Origin of the sequence: Pinisolibacter sp. (assembly GCF_036782435.1) — a bacterium.
Lineage (GTDB): Bacteria > Pseudomonadota > Alphaproteobacteria > Rhizobiales > Ancalomicrobiaceae > CALBKH01.
The window spans coordinates 20,290-40,344 of the sequence record NZ_DAIPZB010000019.1 but is presented as its reverse complement, the minus strand read 5'-3'; the positions used below and the strand labels follow the sequence as shown (position 1 = coordinate 40,344).

Annotated in this window: 19 protein-coding genes and 1 pseudogene; 7 read left to right on the top strand and 13 right to left on the bottom strand. The window is 66.9% G+C overall.

Annotated elements, in window-relative coordinates:
- The first annotated feature begins 107 nt into the window (after nucleotides 1–107).
- Nucleotides 108–1,418, top strand: a complete 1,311-nt coding sequence (locus tag V7Q42_RS10180; RefSeq protein WP_333823928.1) for an MFS transporter — start codon at nucleotides 108–110, stop codon at nucleotides 1,416–1,418.
- Between the two features lie 190 nt (nucleotides 1,419–1,608).
- Here the strand turns inward: V7Q42_RS10180 and V7Q42_RS10175 are convergent, their stop codons facing one another.
- From V7Q42_RS10175 to V7Q42_RS10160, 4 genes are all read right to left on the bottom strand, one after another.
- Nucleotides 1,609–1,899, bottom strand: coding sequence for a hypothetical protein (locus V7Q42_RS10175; protein WP_333823927.1), 291 nt, complete (start codon nucleotides 1,897–1,899; stop codon nucleotides 1,609–1,611).
- Between the two features lie 300 nt (nucleotides 1,900–2,199).
- Nucleotides 2,200–3,396: an FAD-dependent monooxygenase gene (locus tag V7Q42_RS10170; protein WP_333823926.1), complete on the bottom strand. Its 1,197-nt coding sequence runs from the start codon at nucleotides 3,394–3,396 to the stop codon at nucleotides 2,200–2,202.
- 103 nt (nucleotides 3,397–3,499) lie between these two features.
- Nucleotides 3,500–4,477, bottom strand: a complete 978-nt coding sequence (locus V7Q42_RS10165; RefSeq protein WP_333823925.1) for a cupin domain-containing protein — start codon at nucleotides 4,475–4,477, stop codon at nucleotides 3,500–3,502.
- Entirely contained in the window at nucleotides 4,474–5,265 is a 792-nt protein-coding gene (locus V7Q42_RS10160) for a fumarylacetoacetate hydrolase family protein (RefSeq protein ID WP_442958181.1), read from the bottom strand. The genes V7Q42_RS10165 and V7Q42_RS10160 overlap by 4 nt, the downstream gene beginning before the upstream one ends.
- A gap of 222 nt (nucleotides 5,266–5,487) precedes the next feature.
- Between V7Q42_RS10160 and V7Q42_RS21445 the strand changes: the two are divergent.
- Together V7Q42_RS21445 and V7Q42_RS10155 are read left to right on the top strand one after the other, a co-directional pair.
- A pseudogene (locus V7Q42_RS21445) lies at nucleotides 5,488–5,613 on the top strand (LysR family transcriptional regulator); the annotation flags it as partial.
- 87 nt (nucleotides 5,614–5,700) lie between these two features.
- Nucleotides 5,701–6,438, top strand: coding sequence for a LysR substrate-binding domain-containing protein (locus V7Q42_RS10155; protein ID WP_333823923.1), 738 nt, complete (start codon nucleotides 5,701–5,703; stop codon nucleotides 6,436–6,438).
- A gap of 53 nt (nucleotides 6,439–6,491) precedes the next feature.
- Here V7Q42_RS10155 and V7Q42_RS10150 read toward each other — a convergent pair whose 3' ends face one another.
- Nucleotides 6,492–6,920 carry a MarR family winged helix-turn-helix transcriptional regulator gene (locus V7Q42_RS10150; protein ID WP_333823922.1) on the bottom strand — a complete coding sequence of 143 codons (429 nt, stop codon included), beginning with the start codon at nucleotides 6,918–6,920 and terminating at the stop codon, nucleotides 6,492–6,494.
- A 290-nt stretch (nucleotides 6,921–7,210) separates the two neighbouring features.
- Here V7Q42_RS10150 and V7Q42_RS10145 point away from each other — a divergent pair, with 290 nt between their 5' ends.
- The 3 genes from V7Q42_RS10145 to V7Q42_RS10135 all read left to right on the top strand — a co-directional run bounded on the left by V7Q42_RS10145 (nucleotide 7,211) and on the right by V7Q42_RS10135 (nucleotide 10,416).
- Nucleotides 7,211–8,188 carry a Bug family tripartite tricarboxylate transporter substrate binding protein gene (locus V7Q42_RS10145; protein WP_333823921.1) on the top strand — a complete coding sequence of 326 codons (978 nt, stop codon included), beginning with the start codon at nucleotides 7,211–7,213 and terminating at the stop codon, nucleotides 8,186–8,188.
- Nucleotides 8,189–8,361: 173 nt separating this feature from the next.
- Nucleotides 8,362–8,844 carry a tripartite tricarboxylate transporter TctB family protein gene (locus V7Q42_RS10140; RefSeq protein WP_333823920.1) on the top strand — a complete coding sequence of 161 codons (483 nt, stop codon included), beginning with the start codon at nucleotides 8,362–8,364 and terminating at the stop codon, nucleotides 8,842–8,844.
- A 6-nt stretch (nucleotides 8,845–8,850) separates the two neighbouring features.
- Nucleotides 8,851–10,416, top strand: coding sequence for a tripartite tricarboxylate transporter permease (locus V7Q42_RS10135; RefSeq protein WP_333823919.1), 1,566 nt, complete (start codon nucleotides 8,851–8,853; stop codon nucleotides 10,414–10,416).
- Nucleotides 10,417–10,696: 280 nt separating this feature from the next.
- Here the strand turns inward: V7Q42_RS10135 and V7Q42_RS10130 are convergent, their stop codons facing one another.
- The 8 genes from V7Q42_RS10130 to V7Q42_RS10095 form a co-directional block, all read right to left on the bottom strand.
- The gene (locus tag V7Q42_RS10130) at nucleotides 10,697–11,194 is read right to left on the bottom strand and encodes a MarR family winged helix-turn-helix transcriptional regulator (RefSeq protein ID WP_333823917.1); all 498 of its coding nucleotides are present in this window, start codon (nucleotides 11,192–11,194) and stop codon (nucleotides 10,697–10,699) included.
- 422 nt (nucleotides 11,195–11,616) lie between these two features.
- A complete protein-coding gene (locus V7Q42_RS10125) occupies nucleotides 11,617–12,333 on the bottom strand; it encodes a fumarylacetoacetate hydrolase family protein (RefSeq protein ID WP_333823916.1) in 717 nt (238 codons plus the stop codon).
- Between the two features lie 75 nt (nucleotides 12,334–12,408).
- On the bottom strand, nucleotides 12,409–13,113 hold the full coding sequence (locus tag V7Q42_RS10120; RefSeq protein WP_333823915.1) for an ABC transporter ATP-binding protein: 705 nt from the start codon (nucleotides 13,111–13,113) through the stop codon (nucleotides 12,409–12,411).
- 10 nt (nucleotides 13,114–13,123) lie between these two features.
- Complete coding sequence (locus V7Q42_RS10115; protein ID WP_333823914.1) at nucleotides 13,124–13,876, bottom strand: ABC transporter ATP-binding protein; 753 nt, start codon at nucleotides 13,874–13,876, stop codon at nucleotides 13,124–13,126.
- Nucleotides 13,873–14,889: a branched-chain amino acid ABC transporter permease gene (locus V7Q42_RS10110; RefSeq protein ID WP_333823913.1), complete on the bottom strand. Its 1,017-nt coding sequence runs from the start codon at nucleotides 14,887–14,889 to the stop codon at nucleotides 13,873–13,875. The genes V7Q42_RS10115 and V7Q42_RS10110 overlap by 4 nt, the downstream gene beginning before the upstream one ends.
- On the bottom strand, nucleotides 14,882–15,745 hold the full coding sequence (locus V7Q42_RS10105; RefSeq protein WP_333823912.1) for a branched-chain amino acid ABC transporter permease: 864 nt from the start codon (nucleotides 15,743–15,745) through the stop codon (nucleotides 14,882–14,884). Before V7Q42_RS10105 ends, V7Q42_RS10110 begins: the two co-directional genes overlap by 8 nt.
- A 37-nt stretch (nucleotides 15,746–15,782) precedes the next feature.
- Complete coding sequence (locus V7Q42_RS10100; protein WP_333823911.1) at nucleotides 15,783–16,964, bottom strand: ABC transporter substrate-binding protein; 1,182 nt, start codon at nucleotides 16,962–16,964, stop codon at nucleotides 15,783–15,785.
- A 191-nt stretch (nucleotides 16,965–17,155) separates the two neighbouring features.
- Nucleotides 17,156–18,007 (bottom strand): fumarylacetoacetate hydrolase family protein, encoded by an 852-nt coding sequence (locus tag V7Q42_RS10095; protein WP_333823910.1) that lies wholly within the window; start codon nucleotides 18,005–18,007, stop codon nucleotides 17,156–17,158.
- 802 nt (nucleotides 18,008–18,809) lie between these two features.
- Here V7Q42_RS10095 and V7Q42_RS10090 point away from each other — a divergent pair.
- A complete protein-coding gene (locus V7Q42_RS10090; RefSeq protein ID WP_333823909.1) occupies nucleotides 18,810–19,997 on the top strand; it encodes a 3-hydroxybenzoate 6-monooxygenase in 1,188 nt (395 codons plus the stop codon).
- The last annotated feature ends 58 nt before the right edge of the window (nucleotides 19,998–20,055 follow it).

Below are 20,055 nucleotides of genomic sequence, written 5' to 3'. Positions count from 1 at the left end.
CCGAAACGCCCCGTGAGGGCGAATGAAGAAGCGGTCGCGTCCGGGTGCCGTCCCGTTTTCTCGGGGCGAGAGGCCGAACCGGTCCGCCGAAGGGAGGAGCGTGTCGCATGACGATCACGACCACGGCCGACGAACGCGCCATCGCCAAGGCCTATCGCAGACTCATACCGCTGCTCTTCGTCCTCTACGTCGCCTCGTTCCTCGACCGGATCAACATCGGTTTCGCCGCGCTCGAGATGAACAAGGACCTGAAGATCTCGGCGGCCGAGTTCGGGCTGTCGATCGCGATCTTCTACATCGGCTACATACTCTGCGAGGTGCCGAGCAATCTGCTTCTCGTGAGGTTCGGAGCACGCCTCTGGATCTCGCGGATCATGATCACCTGGGGCCTCGCTTCGGCGGCGACCATGTTCGCGGTCGGCGCCTGGAGTCTCTACGGGCTCCGTTTCCTGGTCGGCGTCGCCGAAGCCGGCTTCCTGCCAGGCGTCCTGCTCTATCTGACCTATTGGTTCCCGCCGTCGCACCGCGGTCGCGCCATCGCGCTCTTCTTCCTGGCCCAACCGGTGACCATCGCCCTCGGCAGTCCGGTCTCCGGCCTGTTCCTGAAGATGGACGGCCTGGGCGGCTTGGAGGGCTGGCAGTGGTTGTTCCTGCTGGAGGGCCTCCCGTCGGTCGCTCTCGGTTTCGTCACCCTGTACCTCCTGCCGAACGGACCGAAGACGGCTCGCTGGCTGAGCGATGAGGAAAAATCGGCGCTGCAGCAGCGGATCGAAGCCGAACAGGGGTTGCACGCATCCCCCGACGGACACCGCCGTACCGGCGTCTGGGCGGAACTCCGCAGCCCTTCGGTCCTGTTGTTGTGCCTCGCCTATTTCGGACTGGTGGTGTCCTTGACCACCAATTCGAGCTGGACGCCGCAGATCATGAACGAGGCGCTGAAGGGGTTCACCAGCGACTATCTGGTGGTCGGGCTGATGACGGCCGTTCCCGCGGTCTGCGCCGGCATCATGATGCCGCTGTGGAGCGCCCTGTCCGATCGACGCACCGAGCGGACCTGGTACATCGTCGTGCCGATGGCGATCGCCGTCGCCGGCTGGGGACTGGTCGCGCTGTCGAGCATCATCCAGGTGCGGGTCGTCGGTCTCTGTCTCGCCTCGATGGGATCGCTGACGGCGATGACCGTGTTCTGGACCGTGCCGCCGCTCCATCTGTCGCCGAAGGGTCGTCCCGCCGGGACCGCCCTCATCAACGCCGCCGGCATCGTCGGTTCGGCCACGGCGCCGATCGTCATCGGTCGTCTACGCGATCTCACCTCCAACTTCTCGGCCAGTCTCTGGTACACGGCCGCGATGCTGACCCTGTCGATCGCCACCCTCCTCGTCCTCGCCGCACTCGGACGTGACCGCGCGCGGACGTGATCGTCGTCGACACCGCCCGATCCCCTCTTTTATCCCGTCTTCGGCGGTGCGATCCGCGAACCACTTCCGGCGGGTCGGAAAGAAGCGGCGCGCGGCGCGACGCCCGTTGCGGTGGCATCCTCGAGGTCGATCGACGTTCGCCCGCCGAAACCTCGGCGGGCCGCTCGCGGCAGCGGGGGGAGATCCGCCTTCAGCCGTCTCGTTCATCACCGAAGAGGCGGCCGCATTCATCGAGACCGACACCTCGCCGCTGGAACCGCAGCAGCACCGCGCAGCGGCGTGCCTCGGTGCGATCGTAGACGTGGCGACCGGCGAGATTCACCGGAGAGGTGAGGCCGATCTCCCGCAGGACCCGTAGGCGCCGAGGATCGATCGCCAGCTCGCGGGCCAGCGCCGCCTCCGATCGATAGGCGGGTGGAGAAGCGCCGTCGACATCGCGATCGTCGAGGGGGGCGACTCGAGTTGCATCCGGACGGCTCACGGGGACGACGCCTCCGATCGGAAATCGAGGCGTTCCACGCCCCGTGCCGGCCCGCGCCGAAACGACCGAGTGGCGGGAGGATTTGCCGCGTGTCCGGTGCGGGCCCGGCGACGACCGCGGTCCGGTGTTCGCGGTGGTGATGGTCGGACGGCGCATCGGCACGAAAAGACGACCATCGCCGGACGGTCCGCGTCGGCGATGGTCGAGGTGCCCCTGTCGGGTCGGCGAACTCGGGAGAGGGACCGCCGGCCCCGCCCGCCGCGGCGCATGCGCTTCGGCGGGCGGCGGGTCGCCGACCGGTCAGATCGGGTTCCGGGTGACGTCGTCGGTGAAGATCCACTCGTAACGCTGCAGGATCGCTTCGCGGCTCCACTGCTCGTCGATGTAGGCCTTCGCGCCCTCTTCGGTGGCGAGAGCCGGATTGTGGAAGCGCTCGGTGTTGGCGGAAGCGCCGAGCACCTTGCGGCGGGTGACGTCGATGCGCGCCTTCTCGTAGCGGGCGAGGGCCTGCGCAACGTCGTCGCCGGACGCCTCGAAGGCCCGCCCGAGCACGACCGAATCCTCGAGCGCCATCACGGCGCCCTGCGCCAGGAAGGGCAGCGTCGAATGGCAGGCGTCGCCGAGCAGCGTCGTCCGACCGATCGTCCACCGGTCCATCGGCGGCCACCCCATCAACGCCCATTTGAAGAGCGACGGCGCCGCGGAGATCATCGTCTGGATGTCCTCGTGCCAACCGACGAAATCCTTGCGGCACTCGTCGACGGACCCTTCGGTGCTCCAGGATTCGATCTGCCAGTCGTCACGGTTGACCGTGGCGACGAAGTTCATCAGCTTGCCGCCGCGCAACGGGTAGCAGACGACATGGGCGCCCGGGCCGACCCAGTTGGTCGCCACGCGTCGTGTCATGTGGGACGGCAGGCGTTCCATCGGGATCACGCCGCGCCACGCCATCATGCCGGAGAAGCGCGCCTTGCTCTCGCCGTGGAGCACGTTGCGGATCCGCGAATGGACGCCGTCCGCACCGATCAGGACGTCGCCCGTGACCTTCGCGCCGCCGTCCAGATGGAGCACCACCTCGCCGCCGTTCTGCGTGCAGTCGCTCGCTTTGGCGCCGAGATGCAACGCGTCCGGCTTCAGAGCCCGCACCGCGTCGGTCAGCACCTGGAGCAGGTCCGGCCGGTAGACGGTGAGATAGGGATAGCCGTAGCGCGCCACCGCTTCCTGTCCGAGATCGAACAGCTTCCACGTCCGTCCGCTGTTCCACAGCCGGATCTCTTTGCCGTCCGCGTCGCAGGACAGAACCTTCAGTTGCTCGAAGACCCCGAGATGATCGAGGCACCGATTGCCGTTCGGGCTGATCTGGATGCCGGCGCCGACCTCGCGGAATTCCTGCGCCTGTTCGTAGATGTCGACGTCGATGCCCTTGCGCAGCAGCGACAACGCCGCCGCCATTCCGCCGATGCCGCCACCGGCGATGATCACGTGTGGTTTGCCCATGACTGTTCCCTCGACCCCGCGAACGGGGTTCGTCTGGTGGTTCGTTCGTTCTTCGGTACACGGCCTTCCGCGACCGACGCGTCGCGCCGATCGCGGGCGTCGGTCAGCTGGCCGACGGCTCTTCGCGGAAGAAGCCGAGCTTGCGCAGCGTCGGCTCGTCCGAGACCTCGAGGATGAGCGCATCCGACGAGGCCTCGATCTCGAAGGCGTGCCAGGACGGCAGGCAGAAGACGTCGCCGCGACCCCAGTCGAAGCTCTCGCCGCCGAGCGTCGCCCGGCCTTCGCCGGAGGTCACGGCGAAGATGCGGCTGGCGGTGGTGCGACCGGCCGCCTCGCTCGTTCCGGCGGGGAGTTGGAGATAGCTGACCGCGACGGTCGGGATGTACGCCTGCGTCGGCAGGAGCAGTCGCTTGCCCCCACCGCTCCGTTTCGGTTGCCAGCCCAGCTCGGCGATCACCCGGGCGCGGGTGAAGACGAAGGGGCAGGTGTCGGGATCCGGCTCGGCCTCGACGGTCTGATGAACCGCCGGAAGATCCTCGGCGAACATCGGCTCGAGGCGATGCACCAGGGGAACGTCGAGGAAATCGATCCAATAGGCCTTGGCCGCCCCCTCGTTGTAGTGGCTGTGCCAGTACCAGTTCGGCGTCAGCAGGAAGTCGCCGGGCCGCATCGGAATCTTGAGACCGTTCACCACCGTGTAGACGCCGGGCTCGCCGTCGAGGATGAGGCGCATGGCATTGGCGGTGTGGCGATGCGTGCGGGCGTATTCGCCCGGCTGGATCATCTGGTAGGCGGAGACGATGGTGCGCACCGTGTCGTAGTCGTTGTCGCCGACCGGGTTGAACATCAAGAGGTTGCGCCGTTCGGCGTCCTCGGTGCTCATCCATTCGCCGGCCTTGTCCATGGCGGCCGCGGCTTCGGCGTAACGCCACCGCCGCGGCCTGAATTCGGTGCGCGGTTCGCGCCACAGCGACGGCCGCTTCTTGTGCCACCCGGCGGTGAGGCGGCCTTCGGCGAAGACCGGGTAGAGATCGTCGAGACCGCGTGCGGCATCGATTCCGGCTCGGATCGAGTCGCTCATGATTGTCCTCCCTGGGTGCCGGCCCGCTTGAATTCGTAGGGTTTTTCGAAGACGACGTTGCGCCCGAGGGCGCCGCGCACGACGCGCACCGTCATCTCGCCGACGCGCTCGATCGCGATGCGGACGCTGTCGCCGTCCTCGATCGGGCCGACGCCGGCGGGCGTACCAGTGGCGATGATGTCGCCCGGGTGGAGCGTCGCGGCGGACGAGGCCACGGCGATCATCTCGGGAAGGGACACGATCAGATCGCGCGTGTTGGCATGCTGGCGCAGCTCGTCGCCGACCCACAGCTTCATGTCGAGCGCCCCCGGGTCACCGATCTCGTCGGCGGTCACGATCCACGGGCCGACCGGCGTGAACGTGTCGTAGGATTTGCGCATGACGCGCTCCTCCCGCCCCCGCACCGTGACGTCGATCAGGCAGGCGTAACCGAAGACGTGTTCGAGAGCGTGCTCCACCGGGATCTGACGGCCCGCCTTGCCGATCACCACGCCGAGTTCGCACTCGTGGTGGACCGGTCGGCCGGGCAGGTCGGGCAACTCGATCGGCTCCCCGGCGCCCGAAAGCGACGAATTGGCCTTCAGGAAGAAGCCCTGGATGTTGGCCAGACCCGTCGAGGCCATCTCGGTGGCGTGATCGTGATAGTTGACCGGAAACGCCAACAGCTTGTTCGGCCAAGGCACCGGCGTTTCCAGCCGGACTTGCGAGAAGTCGATGTTACCTTGCTCTTCGAGAGCTTTTTTCAGCTCTTCACGTAGGACTTCGAAGTCACGGATCAGGCGGTTCATCGCAACCGGCGGCCATTCTTCGGAAGTTCCGCAGTATCTCGTGACGTCGGCTACTTTATTTCCATCGGTGACACCGATACGACCGCCGTCGAAGCGGATCAATTTCATGCGAACCCCCCTTCGCAGAGCGCACTGAGCTTGTCGCCGGCGAGAGTGTCCGAACTGAAGAATTGACACAATTATATTGCGAGCATACCATTCATCTAATTTGGAGATGGGTCGATGGATTTTCGCGATCTCGAAGCCTTCGTCGCGGTGGCGCGCCAGGAGAGTTTCTCGCGTGCGGCGACCCAGTTGCGCATCGCCCAATCGGCGCTGAGCCGCCGCGTCGATCGTCTGGAGCATCAACTCGGCGCCAAGCTCCTCGCCCGACACGGCCGCGGCGTCCGTCTGACCGATGCCGGTCATGTCCTCCTGGAACGATCCGAGGCGCTGATGCGCGAACTCTCGGCCGTCGAGGCCGACGTTCAGAGCCTGGCCAAGGAACCGACCGGCCACGTCCGAGTGGCACTGCCGCCGGCCACCAGCGAGGTGCTGAGCCCGCTTCTGGTGATGGCCTGCCGGGAGAAGTTTCCGCGCATCTCGCTGCATATCCGCGAGGGCTTCAGCGGCATCATCCACGGCTGGGTGTTGGCGGGCGAAGTCGACATCGCCGTCTTCTACAGCCCCGAGATGGCGCCCGAATTGGAGATCGTGCCGCTCGTCGACGAACCGCTGTGCGTGATCACACCCATCGCCCTGCCGGTGGAGAACGATCTGGTCTTTCCCGCCCGCAATCTGGCCGGCTTGCCGCTGATCCTGCCGGCGCGTCCGCACAGCCTGCGTCCGGTGGTCGAGCGCTATGCCGCCGACAACGGCTTTCAGCCCAACATCGTCCACGAGGTCGACGGCATACGAACGACCCGCGCCATGGTCGCCGCCGGTCTGGGCTGTACCATCTTCAGCCACGCCGAGATCGTCGGCGACATCGAAGCCGGCCGGGTGAGGGCGATACCGCTGGAACCGCGAGCCAGTTGGCGGCTCTCGATGGTGCGGCGCAAGTCGTCGCGCTCGTCTCGCGCCATGGAGGAAGTGAAAGCGCTGATCCTCGATCAGATTGCGGTCCTGGTGGAGCGCCGCTTCTGGCGCGGCACCCTGCTCACCGCCGGTCGCCGCCCGCGCGTCGACGGGTGAGGCGAGAACCGCGGCGCGAACGGTCGGTCGGTCGTGAACCGGACGCCCCGGCGTCAGGCATGCTTCTCCTTCACGGCGTGACGCCAGATCTCCTGCAGCATGTCGCGAAACGCCGCCCGCCGATCCGGCGGGAGCACCGACGTCAACTCGCCTTCGACCTCATCGGCGATGGCGTCGCAACGGGCGAGGAGCTCGCTGCCCCGCTCGGTCAGCCGCACCAGAAGGATCCGCCGATTCTCCGGGCTGGGCATGCGCGACACCAGTCCTTGGCGCTCCAGAGACGAGATGATCTCGTTCATCGATTGCGGAGTCACGTAATAACGTCGAGCGATTTCCGCAGAAGAAAGTGTGTCTCGCGATTGGAGCATGCTCAAGATCGTATAGTGAACGGCGGTGACGCCGGTGTCCGCCAGAAGACGATCGATCTTCTGTCGAAGCATGTAGTGAAGACGAGACAAAAGGTAGATCGTGCGAGGCGGCATCGAGGTCGAATCCGGTGTGCGCGAGGGAACCGATCACGGCTGCGGCACGATATCAGGAAGACTTAAAAATAGCGATCGGCCGGAGATATGCCGGAATGAGATGATTGCGATCGCGAACATGAAATTGTGTGATCGAAATCCGGCTGTCACTTTGATCCGGCCGGCATTCGTCGAACGTCGAATGCGAAGCCCATCCGAAGAGGTGGGGATCCGGCCGTATCCGAACGAACCAAAAGAAACTTCGAGGGCACGCCCGTGACCACTTCGTCCGGGCCATCCGGGAGGACGTCATGAAGAGAATTCTGGCTTGTGTGCTGACCGCCGTTCTGGCGGTCGCCGGGGGAGGCGCGTCTGCGGCCGAGACCTTTCCCAGCCGCTCCGTCACGGTCGTGGTTCCGTTCGCGCCGGGCGGCCCGACCGATTCCGCCGGTCGCATCGTCGCCCGTGGTCTCGAGCGCGTCGTCGGTCAGACCGTGGTGGTCGAGAACGTCGGCGGCGCCGGCTCGACCCTCGGTGCCGGTCGCGTCGCCGGGTCGACGCCGGACGGCTACACCCTGCTTCTGGCGACGTCGAGCGCGCTCGTCATCGCCCCGCATCTCTATCGCAATCTGCGCTACGACACGTTCAAGTCGTTCACCCCGATCGGCATGATCACCGAAGCCCCGTTCATCCTGCTGGTGAACAAGGATGCGCCCTACAAGACGCTCGCCGAGCTGATCGCCTGGGGCAAGGCCAACCCGGGCAAACTCAACTACGCGACCCCCGGGGTCGGCACGGTGCAGCACCTTTCGCTCGAGCGGATCTTCGGCGCCACCGGCCTCACCGGCGCCCATGTGCCGTTCAAGGGCTCGGCTCCGACCTTGACCGCACTCATGGCCGGCGAGGTCGACGTCGTCATCGAGACGCCCAACGGCGCGCTGCCGATGATCCAAGGCGAGCGTCTGCGCCCCCTCGCCGTGACCGGCGCCAAACGTCTGCCGGCCCTGCCCGACCTGCCCACGTTGGCGGAGACCGGTGTGAACGTCGAAGCGCGGTCGTGGTTCGCGCTCCTCGCGCCGGCCGGCACGCCGGCGCCGGCGCTCACCCGCCTGCAGGCGGCGCTCCAGGACGCGTTGAAGGACGAGGACACCGTGAAGGCGATGCGCGCGGCGGGCTTCGAACCCGAACCTCTCGGCCCCGCCGCCCTCGAAGCCCTGGTGGCCCGCGAGTACGACGGCTTCGCGCGCGTCATCAAGGAAAAGAACATCAGCCTCGGCGCACCCGGCTGATCGCGGCGAGAGGTGCCGGAGCATCCCGCAGTCCACGGCCCCCGCGGTACCGCCGACAGGTGTCGTCCTGCGAGGTGATCTCCGGCCCCTTCCCGGCAGGAGGGAGCGAAGTCGCGCGAACCGACGCGGCCTCCCTTTCGATCGACACTCGACCGAGATCCGAGGAGGATCACATGACCGAAACCACCGGGCGTCTGCGTGACGTCCTGGCCGGAGCGACGATGACCGTCATCGGTCTCGCCGTCGTATTCGAGGCTCGAACCTATCAGATCGGCTCGCTGACCCGCATGGGGCCGGGCTACCTGCCCGTCGTCCTCGGTGGGGTCCTCGCCGGGATCGGGGTGGTCATCGCCCTCAGGGCATGGGCGAGCGATCGGATCGACGTCCATACCTCCGACCGACCCGGACACACGGTCGCCGGCCCGCTCGACCTGCGCGGTGGCGCCGCGATCGTCGCCGGTGTCCTCGCCTTCATCGCCCTCGGCGCCTGGGCCGGTCTGGTGCCGGCGACCTTCGCCTGCGTGCTGATCGCCGCGTTGGGCGATCGCTCGCACGGCTGGCGTCGCGCACTGACCCTCGCCGCCGTGGTCACCGTCCTCGGTGTCGGCCTCTTCTCCTTCGGTCTGAAGGTGTCGTTCCCCCTGTTCCGCTGGTGAGATCCCATGATCACGACCGCTCTGACCGACCTGTGGTACGGGTTCGGCGTGGCTCTGCAGCCGCACAATCTGCTCTGGTGTTTCGTCGGCGTCTTCGTCGGCAACCTCGTCGGCGTCCTTCCCGGCATGGGGGTGATGTCGGCGATCTCGATCCTGATGCCGCTGACCTTCGGCATGAACCACGTCTCGGCGCTGTTGATGCTCGCCGGCATCTACTACGGGGCGCAGTACGGCGGGGCGATCTGTTCGATCCTGCTCAACCTGCCCTGTCACCCGCCGCATGCGGTGACCTGCCTCGACGGCTATCCGCTGACCAAGATGGGGCGAGGCGGCAGCGCTCTCGGCATCACCATGCTGGCTTCGTTCGTCGGCGCCTCCTTCGGCATCACCATGATGGTGTTCTTCGCGCCCGTCCTGGTCAAAGTGGCGCTCGAGTTCGGGCCGGCGGAAATCTGCGCGCTGATGTTGCTCGGCCTGCTGGTCGGCTCGACGTTGGCGCGTGGTTCGCCGCTGAAGGGCATCGCAATGACGCTGCTCGGCCTCATCCTCGGCATGGTCGGCACCGACGTGAACACCGGCGCGGCGCGCTTCACCTTCGGCATCCACGAACTCTACGACGGCATCGAGATCATCGCGCTGGCGCTCGGGCTCTTCGGCATCGCCGAGTTCATCAAGAGCGTCAACGCGGTCAAACCGGTCGACATCTCCGGTGCCGGCGTTCGGCTGAGAGACATGCGTCCCAGCCGCGAGGAGCTGCGGGCCGCCGGTTGGCCGATCCTGCGCGGCACGTTGATCGGCAGCCTGTGCTCGCTCATCCCCGGCACCGGCCCGACCATCGCCTCCTTCGTCTCCTACGCGACCGAGAAGCGGATCTCCAAGACGCCGGAACGGTTCGGCCACGGCGCCATCGAAGGCGTCGCCTGCCCCGAAGCCTCCACCCATTCCGCGGTGCAGGGTGACTTCATTCCGACCATGAGCCTCGGCATTCCCGGCGACGCGGTGATGGCGCTGCTGCTCGGCGCACTGATCATCCAGGGGATCACCCCCGGCCCGTTGCTGATGAGCGAGCATCCCGATTTGTTCTGGGGCCTCATCGCCAGTTTCTGGATCGGCAACATCATGCTGATGGTGTTGAACGTCCCGCTCATCGGCCTGTGGATCAGGATGCTCCGCATTCCCTACGGCATCCTCTATCCCTCGGCGCTGTTCTTCATCTGCATCGGCGTCTATTCCACCAACGGCAGTCTGTTCCAAGTGGCGGCGACGCTGGTGATCGGCCTGTTCGGCTATGCCCTCCTGCGCCTCGACTTCCACCCGGCGCCGATCCTGCTCGGCTTCGTCCTCGGCCCGCGGTTCGAGGAGGATTTCCGGCGGGCGATGATCCTGTCGCGCGGCGATCTCACCGTCTTCGTCGAGCGACCGATCAGCGCGGTCTTCCTCGCCATGAGTGTCGCGCTGGTGGGGCTGCAGCTCTATGCGGCGTGGCGCGCGTCGCGAACCACGCCCCCGTCCGCCGACTTCCACGAGCGGATCGACAATCTCGCCTCGCCGATCACCGCCGAAGAGCCGTGACACGAACCGAGAGGATCCAGGTCGAACGCCGGGGAGGCCGATGCCCCCCGGCGTTTTCGTGAGGTCGCCGCCGGTCGCGTCGCCAAGGGATGCCCGGGGATCGGTCGGCCGCATCGACGAGCGATGGGTCATCGCTTCGGCGGCGACCGAAAGGGGTTTCCCGATCGGTGGAAGAACCGGTGGCGACACGCTTCCACGCGACCACCTGCGCCACCCGGTTCTCGTAGCGGCGTCGCTCCGTGCGGCCGCGGACCGGGACACCCGATCCCATGCTCCCGCCTCATTCCGAACTCAGCGGCGCCCGGCTCACGTTGTTGTTGCCGACGACGATCTTGTTGAGCAGGCGCAGGAAAATCTCCGCCTCGTCTCCCGTCAGCGGAGCCAGAATGCGATCCTGGACGCGGAGCACCGCTTCTTGGGCGTTGGCGAGGAGTTCATTGCCGGCCGCCAGAGTGAAGAGCTGTTTGATCCGTTGATTGTGCGCCGGAACGATCCGACAGATGAGCTTCTTCTTCTCGAGACCCGAGAGGACGTTGGCCACCGTCGACCGATCGATGGCGATCAACCGCCCCAGGCTCTTCTGATCGATCCCGGGATTGTCGCGGATGGCGATCAGGGAGGCGAACTGCACCGGTGTGATGCCGTGTTCGGCCAATTCGTCCATGAAGATCGCCACGCCGATCTGTTGAGCCCGCCGGATGAGGTGCCCCGGCGTCTCGTAGACGCCCTTCAGCTTGAGCAACGAGTCGCTCTTCACCGCCATCCGTCGGCTCTGCATGGCACGTCACTCGTTCGGGAGGGGCGCCGAAGCGCCGCGAGGAATACTCGATCGGGGCGAATTGATCGTCGATGGCTATATCACGGTCTCCATACCTCTCGCAAATAGCCTATCACATTGAGAACATTCGATGTATCTGGCCGTTGGAGCGTGCGGGTCCAGCGGATGATCCGGCGCCCGAAACGATCGCGGCGTGCAGTGCCAATCGTGGCGGCATTGGTCGGGAAGAAACGGTGGATGGCGGTTCGTCGAAGGCTCTTTCGCGATGGTCCGTCGACGAGCGAGACCGGCGAACCGGCCATGACGACTTCGCCGAGACGACCCGTCGCCGCGGGTCGTCGATCTTCGCCGCCGATCCGGCTCGCAAGGCCGAAAAAAAGCGGAAGCGGCCGAGGGCCGCCGCCGCGACGGGAAACGCGAGGTCAGAGGGACTCCGGATCGCCGATCGTCAGGGCGATCGGCGGCAGTCCGTCGATGGATCCGGTGATGTGGTCGCCCGGCCCGACCGGGCCGACCCCTGCCGGAGTGCCGGTGTAGATCAAGTCGCCCGGCCCGAGATGGTAGTAGCGCGACAGGTGCGACACGAGTTCGGCGACGTTCCACACGAGGTCCGACAGTTTCGCACCCTGCCGCGGCACCCCGTCGACACGGAGGTCGATCCGCTGCGGGCCGATCGGACCGAAGGCCTCCTTGCGTAGGATCGGAGCGATCACCGCCGATCGTTCGAAGTCTTTTCCGAGATCCCACGGCCGTCCCTTGGCGCGAGCTTCGAGCTGTAGATCCCGGCGGGTCATGTCGAGACCGCAGGCATAGCCGAAGACGACGTCCATCGCCCCCGCCATCGTCACCCTGTGGGCCGGCGCGCCGAGGGCGACGACGAACTCCATCTCGTGGTGGAAGTCGCGGGTCCCGGGCGGATAGGGAATCGTCGCTCCGGACGGCACGATCGCGCCCGCCTGTTTGAGGAAGTAGAACGGCGCCTCGCGATCGACCTCGACCCCCATTTCGGCGGCGTGGTCGGCGTAGTTGCGGCCGACGCAGAAGATGCGATGGACCGGATACCGGCGATCGCTGCCCTCCACCACGACGGTCGGAGCAGGGGGAAGGGCAAAAAGTGCGGACTCGTCTGTCTTCTTCACGGTCGCGAGGCCTCGGTTCGGAGTGCGGTTCGGCAGGGCCGGGCGGCAGCGGGGTCCGGTTTCGGCAACCCGCGTTCAGACGCCGAGATAGGCTTCTTGGATCGACGGATCGGCGACGAGTTCGGCCGAACTGCCGCGCCAGGCGATCTCGCCCTTCTCGACGACGAAGTGGCGGTCGGCGAAGCCGATGAGAGCGTCGAGTTCCTTGTCGATGACGATCATGGCGAGGCCGGTCGCCTTGAGCGCGTCGAGTGACGTCCAGATGTGGTCGCGCACCAGTGGCGCCAACCCTTCCGTCGCCTCGTCGAGGATGAGGAGATCGGGATTGGTCATCAACGCCCGGCCGATCGCCAGCATCTGTTGCTCGCCGCCCGAGAGCTGGGCGCCGCCGTTGCCGAGGCGCTCGGCGAGGCGGGGGAAGAAGTCGAGGACACGTTCCAGGGTCCACGGTTCCCGCCCCTCGGGCCGAACGCGCCCGGCCATCACCAGATTTTCGCGCACCGAGAGGTTGGGGAAGATCTGTCTGCCTTCTGGCACCAGGGCGATACCCAGCCGGCAGACGTGATGGGCCGCACGCCCGTCGATCCGCCGGCCACGGAAGCGGATCTCGCCGTCGAACGGTTTCAGCAGGCCGCAGACCGACTTCACCGTCGTCGACTTGCCCATGCCGTTGCGGCCGATGAGGGTGACGACCTCGCCCTCGTCGACGTCGAAGGAAATGCCGAAGAGGGCCTTCGAGGCGCCATAGCCGGCTTCGAGATCGCGGACTTCCAAGAGCATCGCCGTCTCCTCAGTGCGAATGGCCGAGATAGGCGGCGCGGACCTCCGGGTCGGCGCGCACCTCCGCCGGCGTGCCGGTCCGGATCACACGGCCGGCGACCAGCACCGAGATGCGGTCGGCGAGACGGAAGACCGCGTCCATGTCGTGCTCGATGAGGACGATGGTGGTGACGCCCTTGAGGCGGGCGATCATGTCGGTCATCGCCACCCCGTCCTGGCGTCCGACACCGGCCATCGGCTCGTCGAGCAACAACAGCCGCGGCTTCATCGCGAGCGCCATCGCCAGTTCGAGTTGGCGGCACTCGCCGTGGGCGAGATCGGCGGCGAGCGTGTTCGCGCGGTGAGCGAGACCGACGGTGGCGAGGGCGACGTGCGCCGGGCCGGCGAGGGTCGCGTCTGTCCAGGCGCGCTTCCAGAACCGGAAGGAATGTCCCTGGCCGCCCTGCACCGCCAGCATGACGTTGGCGAGGACGGTGAAGCTCGGCACCAGCGAGGTGATCTGGAACGACCGGGCGATGCCGAGCCGGGCGCGGACCGGCGCCGGCTCGCGGGTGACGTCGCGACCGTCGAGGACGATCGAACCGGCGTCCGGCGTCAACTGACCCTGGAGCTGCGAGACGAAGGTCGTCTTGCCGGCGCCGTTGGGGCCGATGACGCCGTGGATCTCGCCGTGTTCGAGATCGAAGTCGAGATGATTGGTGGCCGTAAGGCCGCCGAATCTCTTCACCAGGCCGCGGACGGAGAGGAGCGGTCGCTTGGTCATCGGGCGCCCCTCGATCGGCCGGCGAGATGGACGAGGTCGGACAGACCGCCGCGCAGCGTCAGCACCACCGCGACGATGATCAGCCCGAAGGCGAGTTGCCAGTGCTGGGTCCAGGAGGACAGCAGCAGTTCGAGCACGACGAAGGCGGCGGCGCCGACCACCGGCCCCCACACGGTCGACAATCCGCCGAGCACCGCCATCACCACGAAGTCGCCGGAGCGGACCCAGTGCATGTCCGCCGGCGAGACGAATTGCTGGCCGGCGGCGAGCAGCCCACCGGCCAGCCCGGCGACGGCGCCGGAGACGGTGAAGGCGGCGAGGCGATGGGCGTAGGGCGGGATGCCCGACACGGCGACGCGGCGTTCGTTTTCGGCCGAAGCGCGCAGCACGATGCCGAAGCGGCTGGCGACGAGCCGGGTCGCGACCAGCAGGACCACGGCGAGCATCGTCAGGGCGAAATAGAAGAAGCGCCAGCGGTTGGACATGTCCCAACCGGCGAAGCTGAGCGGCGTGAGGATCTGCAGGCCGTCGTCGCCGCCGTATTTCTGCAGCGCCACCGCGCCGTAGTAGAGCATCTGGTCGAAGGCCAGGGTGATCATCAGGAAGTACGGGCCCGACGTGCGCAGCGACACCATGCCCGTCACCAGCGCCACCAGTCCCGCCACCGCCGCCGCCAGGGGCAGCGTCAGCGCCAGATCGGTCGAGCCCTCCCAGGCGAGGGCGGAGAACCCGATCGGCTCGGCCTCGAAGACGTGGTGCGCCGCGATCGCCACGGCGTAGCCGCCGACGCCGAAGAGGCCGGCCTGCAGCAGGCTGACGAGCCCGGCGAAGCCGAGGATCAGATTGAGCGCCACCGCGGCGATGGCGAAGACGACGACGCGGGTCGCCACCTTGATCAGGAAGGGGTCGCCGAGCATCTGGGCGACCGGCGGAACGGCGGCGAGCAGCGCGACGACGACGAGCGGCGCCAGTCGTTCGACGAGAGCGGGGCGATGGGGGTCGGATTCAGCCATGGACGGGAAACAGCCCTTTCGGACGGAAGGCGAGGATCAGCGCCATGAGCAGGAAGATCGCCATGGAGCCCAGGGCCGGAGGCAGCAGGACGCGGCCGAAGGTGTCGACGAGGCCGACCATCAGCGCCGCGACGAAGGCACCCTTGATCGAGCCGATGCCGCCGATCACCGTGACCACCAGGGCGAGGATCAGGATCGGCTCGCCCATGCCGACCTGCACGGCGAGGATCGGCCCGGCCATCAGGCCGGCGAGACCGGCGAGAGCGGCGCCGACGGCGAAGAGCGCGGCGAAAACGAGATCGACGTCGACGCCCATCGCCGAGGCGATCGGCCGGTTCGACGATCCCGCCCGCACCCACATGCCGATTCGGGTCTTCATGACGATCGCCCACAAGAGCGCCGCCACGGCGAGACCGACGATGAGCACCACCAGCCGGAAGGTCGGATAGGGCAGGCCCGGTACGATCTCGATCGACCCGGCGAGCGCCGGCGGCAGCGGCATGCGCAACGGCACCGGGCCGAAGACGATGCGCGTCACCTCGTTGGCGACCAGCACGATGCCGAAGGTGACGAGGACCTGATCGAGGTGGTTGCGGGCGTAGAAGCGCCGGAACAGACCGATCTCCAGCACCGCGCCGAGGGCCGCGGTGACGACCACCGCGGCCGGGATCGCCAGCAGGAAGCTGCCGCTCACCCCTTGGACCCAGGCGGCGGTGAAGGCTCCGGCCATATAGAGGGAGCCGTGCGCGAGATTGATGAAGTTCATGATGCCGAAGACGAGGGTCAGGCCCGATGCAATCAGGAACAGCATCACACCCAATTGAACCCCGTTCAGCGTCTGCTCCAGGATCAGCACGACGGCCCCCTTTCGCCCTTTCGATGGTGCGCGTCGATCACGGCGCCATGGTGCAGGTGGCGGCGTAGGAGTCCTTCAGATCCTGGACGATCCGCTCGCCGAGCTTGTTGTAGAGGCGGCCCTTGGCGTCCTTCTCGACCGTCGTCAGATAGAAGCTCTGGACGGGGAAGTGATTGGTGTTGAAGCGGAAGTCGCCGCGGATCGAGGCGAACTTCACGCTCTCCAGCGCCTTGCGTAGCGCCGCCTTGTCGTCGACCCGGCCGCCGGTGGCGCGGATCGCGGCGTCGAGCAGCAGCACCGTGTCGTAGGCGTCGGCGGCATAGGGCGACGGGATGCGGCCGTAGGTCGTCTCGAAGGCGGCGGCGAACTCTCGGCTCGCGGCGTTGGGGAACTCCTCGCTCCACAGCGTCGCCGTCCGGACGCCGATCGCCGCATCGCCCATCGCCGGCAGCACCGACTGATCGACGACGAAGGCGCCGGTGTAGAGCGGGATCTGCGGCTTCAGACCGGCCTGGTCGTACTGCTTGATGAAGTTGATGCCCATGCCGCCGGGATAGAAGAAGAACACCGCACTCGGCTTCGCGGCGCGGATCTGGGCGATCTCGGCGGAGTAGTCGAGCTGGTTGAAGGTCGTGTAGACCTCGCCGGCGACGTTGCCCTTGTAGTGGCGCTTGAAGCCGGCGACCATGTCCTTGCCGGCCGGATAGTTGGGGGCGAGGATGTAGACGTCCTTGATCTGCTTCTCCTGCATGTGGATGCCCATCGCCTCGCTGGTGGTGTCGTTCTGGAACGAGGCGGCGAAGAAGTTCGGGTGGCACTGCTTGCCGGCGAGCTGCGACGGGCCGGCGTTGGCGCTGACGTAGAGCACGCCGGCATCGAGCACCGGCTTGGCGATCGCCAGGAGAACGTTGGAGAAGTTCACCCCGGTGAGGATGTCGACCTTGTCGCTCTCGACCATCTTGTCGGCGTGCTGGCGGCCGATGTCGGGCTTGGCCTGATCGTCGGCGAAAGTGACCGCGACCTTGCGACCGCCGAGGGTCTCGCCGGTCTTGGCGAGGCCGAGCTTGAAGCCGTCGGAGAGCTCCTGACCGATGCTGCCGGCCGGTCCGGAGAGGGTGGTGATGAAGCCGATGCGGATCGGCGTCTCCTGTGCCGCTGCGGTGGTGGCGAGCGCGGCGAGGCCGGTGGCGAACGACAGTACCCTGAACGTACGGATCATGCTTTCCTCCCTTGTTCCGTGGTCTGCGACCGAGAAATCAACGGCTTCTCGGTGTCGGACGCGATCGTCGATCCGAGACGTCGACGTGTTCCGCGTCACCGCGCCGAACGCCGCGCCGCGGTGGGCGATGCAGCGTTCGGCCGGTCTTCCGTTTCCCGCACGGTGCGAGCGCACCGCGCGGCTTCACGCCGTCAGCGGACGCGGGTCTCGAGCACGCCGATCCGGGCGATCGAGGCGGTGACGACGTCTCCGGGGAGGACCTCGCCGACGCCTTCGGGCGTGCCGGTGAGGATCACGTCGCCGGGATGGAGGGTGAAGAAGCTCGACGCCAGAGCGATGAGGCGGGGGACGCCGAAGATCAGATCGCGGGTGTTGGCGTGCTGACGGATCTCGCCGCCGACTGCGAGCGACAGGTCGAGCGCCGAGGGGTCGCCGACCTCGTCGGCGGTGACCAGCCACGGACCGAGGACGGTGTAGCCGTCCGGCGACTTGCGGAAGCTGCGGTCCTCGCTGCCGCGCAACGTCATGTCGAGGCCGATGCAGTAGCCGGCCACCACCGAGAGCGCATCCTTTTCGGGGACGAACGAGCACTCCCGGCCGATGACGACGGCGAGTTCCACCTCGTGATCGGTGCGGCGATCGGCGAAGCGACGGGTCACGCCCGCCGCGGGACCCACCACCGACGACGTCGCCTTCAGGAAGAGACCGGACTCGGCGATGCTGCGCACGTGCACCGACGGGAAGGTCACGGGGTCGGCGGCGGCCTCGTCGAAGTGCTTCCGGTAGTTCACCGGCGCCGCGACGATCTTGCCGGGATTGGCGACCGGGGACTCGAATCGCACCGAGCCGATCGGCGTTCCCTCGTCGGTCGGCTCGAACCGCGCGAGTTCGGGAGCGAGCTCGGCGAGGCCGGCGACGAGGAGGTCGTGGCGCGGCAGCGGATGGCCGAAGGTCCCCAATCGGCCGGTCAGGTGGCTCACGTCGTGGACCCGGTCGCCCCTCACCAGTCCGATCCTGTTGTTCTCGTATCGACAGATGCGCATGGACCGGGTCCTTCCTGCGTGGGGTGATGGCGCGTTCGACGGCCGCCGCCGATGCCGCGGAGCGCCGTCGGCCGGCGGCCCGCAACGCCGTGCTTCGCCGATCCTGATATGGAACAATCCTTATACTGTCAATCCGTCCTCTGACCGTTCCGGAGCTTCGGATGCATCTTTCCGTGTTCTTTGATACAATCGATTGAAATTTCGGTTGTTCGTGAATAAATCTCAAGTTTCGTCATCAAAAATACGTCAATTTCCGTATGCAATCGTTCTGTATAAAAAGTTATTTAACGTCATAAAATCGACGAATACGATAAAATATTCGCGGATTCATCGAGATATTTTCGAATTGAGCTTATTTTTCCCCAAGGCCTCCACCGATCTTGCAAGTTTTGTGAGAGATGCGATCTGCCGACCATCGCCTGCAGATGCGGCGAAATTGCCGGATGACGGCTTGACGGTGAAAAAGTATCAGTATACGGACGATTTTGTCGACGCCGAGATCGCCCGGTCGCGGCGGCGGTGCGGACCGGGGCGGGAGGCGGGGGCCGATGGTCACCGTTCGTGGCTCGGGAGCGGCTCTGTGATCCCGGTCGTCGCTCGAAAGGGCGGCGCCGGACGGAGAGCCGGCCGTCGGTTCGAGCGAGGGCGCGGGGCGGGGACGCCGGTCGAAGGTCGGCGAGATCCGACGCCCGACCCGACGGTGTCGATGGCGACTCCGATCGCCACGCCGCCGATGAAGCCCGCGTGTCCGAGCCGCCGGACCGAAGCGACGTCGAGGAAACACATCAGAGGAGAAGGTTCGATGACCAGCAGAAAGCGCAGTGTCGTGGTGGCCGGTGGCGGCATCGGAGGTCTTTCGGCCGCGCTGGCGCTCGCCGCGAAAGGCTGCGAGGTCACCGTGCTCGAACAGGCGCCGGTATTCGGCGAGATCGGCGCCGGCATCCAGATCGGCCCGAACGCCTTCCACGCCATGGACTGGCTCGGGATCGGCGACGCCGGCCGGGCCAAGGCGGTCTACATCGACAAGCTGGTCCTGATGGACGGCCTGAGCGGCGAGGAGGTCTCGCACATCCCGGTGGACCAGCCGTTCCGCGACCGCTTCCGCAACCCTTACGCCGTCATCCATCGCGCCGATCTGCACGGCGTGCTCTACGACGCCTGCGTCGCCCACGGTAACGTCACCCTGGTCAACAACCAGCGTGTCGTCGGCTACGAGAGGGTCGCCGGCGGCGTGAAGCTCCGCAGCGAGAGCGGCGACGTCTGGCAGGCGGAGGCCGCGGTCGGCGCCGACGGTGTGCGTTCCAAGATCCGCGAACAGATGACCGGCGGCGACGCCCTGCGCCTGTCGGGCCACGTCGCCTACCGCGCCGTCCTGCCGATCGAGGACATGCCGGAGGATCTGCGCTGGAACGCGGTGACGCTGTGGGGCGGGCCGAAGTGCCACATGGTCCACTACCCGCTGCAGGGCTGGAAGACCTTCAATCTGGTCGCCACCTTCGTCACCGACATCGCCGACGTCGGCGTCAACGAGCCGGGCACCACCGAAGAGGTCCTGTCCCGCTTCGGCCACATCGTGCCGAAGGCGCGCAAGCTGCTCGAGGTGCCGAAGACCTGGCGGCGCTGGGTGCTCGGCGATCGCGATCCGATCGAGAACTGGACCGACGGCAACGTCACCCTGCTCGGCGACGCCGCCCATCCGACCCACCAGTATTTCGCCCAGGGCGCCTGCATGGCGCTCGAGGACGCGGTGCGGCTCGGCGCCGAGATCGAGCGCCACGACGGCGACTTCGAGGCCGCCTTCCAGGCCTATCAGACCGCCCGCATCCCGCGCGCCTATCGGGTCGTCCTGTCGAGCCGGATGCTCGGCAAGGTCTATCACGCCCGGGGTGTCGAGCGGCTGATCCGCAATCAGGTGATGGGGGCGAAGACCCCGAGCCAGTACTTCGACGGGCTCGAGTGGCTCTACGGCGGCACCGGCCTGACGCGATGAGACCGTCGCGACGCCGCGAGCGGCCCGTTTCCGTCGCGGCGTCCCGGCGATCGTCTCA

Bases quoted from the DNA above. Each gene is read 5' to 3' on its own strand.
- V7Q42_RS10180 (WP_333823928.1), top strand. From the start codon at position 108: ATGACGATCACGACCACGGCCGACGAACGCGCCATCGCCAAGGCCTAT.
- V7Q42_RS10170 (WP_333823926.1), bottom strand. From the start codon at position 3,396: ATGGGCAAACCACACGTGATCATCGCCGGTGGCGGCATCGGCGGAATG.
- V7Q42_RS10165 (WP_333823925.1), bottom strand. From the start codon at position 4,477: ATGAGCGACTCGATCCGAGCCGGAATCGATGCCGCACGCGGTCTCGAC.
- V7Q42_RS10160 (WP_442958181.1), bottom strand. From the start codon at position 5,265: ATGAACCGCCTGATCCGTGACTTCGAAGTCCTACGTGAAGAGCTGAAA.
- V7Q42_RS10155 (WP_333823923.1), top strand. From the start codon at position 5,701: ATGCGCGAACTCTCGGCCGTCGAGGCCGACGTTCAGAGCCTGGCCAAG.
- V7Q42_RS10150 (WP_333823922.1), bottom strand. From the start codon at position 6,920: ATGCCGCCTCGCACGATCTACCTTTTGTCTCGTCTTCACTACATGCTT.
- V7Q42_RS10145 (WP_333823921.1), top strand. From the start codon at position 7,211: ATGAAGAGAATTCTGGCTTGTGTGCTGACCGCCGTTCTGGCGGTCGCC.
- V7Q42_RS10140 (WP_333823920.1), top strand. From the start codon at position 8,362: ATGACCGAAACCACCGGGCGTCTGCGTGACGTCCTGGCCGGAGCGACG.
- V7Q42_RS10135 (WP_333823919.1), top strand. From the start codon at position 8,851: ATGATCACGACCGCTCTGACCGACCTGTGGTACGGGTTCGGCGTGGCT.
- V7Q42_RS10130 (WP_333823917.1), bottom strand. From the start codon at position 11,194: ATGCAGAGCCGACGGATGGCGGTGAAGAGCGACTCGTTGCTCAAGCTG.
- V7Q42_RS10120 (WP_333823915.1), bottom strand. From the start codon at position 13,113: ATGCTCTTGGAAGTCCGCGATCTCGAAGCCGGCTATGGCGCCTCGAAG.
- V7Q42_RS10115 (WP_333823914.1), bottom strand. From the start codon at position 13,876: ATGACCAAGCGACCGCTCCTCTCCGTCCGCGGCCTGGTGAAGAGATTC.
- V7Q42_RS10110 (WP_333823913.1), bottom strand. From the start codon at position 14,889: ATGGCTGAATCCGACCCCCATCGCCCCGCTCTCGTCGAACGACTGGCG.
- V7Q42_RS10100 (WP_333823911.1), bottom strand. From the start codon at position 16,964: ATGATCCGTACGTTCAGGGTACTGTCGTTCGCCACCGGCCTCGCCGCG.
- V7Q42_RS10095 (WP_333823910.1), bottom strand. From the start codon at position 18,007: ATGCGCATCTGTCGATACGAGAACAACAGGATCGGACTGGTGAGGGGC.
- V7Q42_RS10090 (WP_333823909.1), top strand. From the start codon at position 18,810: ATGACCAGCAGAAAGCGCAGTGTCGTGGTGGCCGGTGGCGGCATCGGA.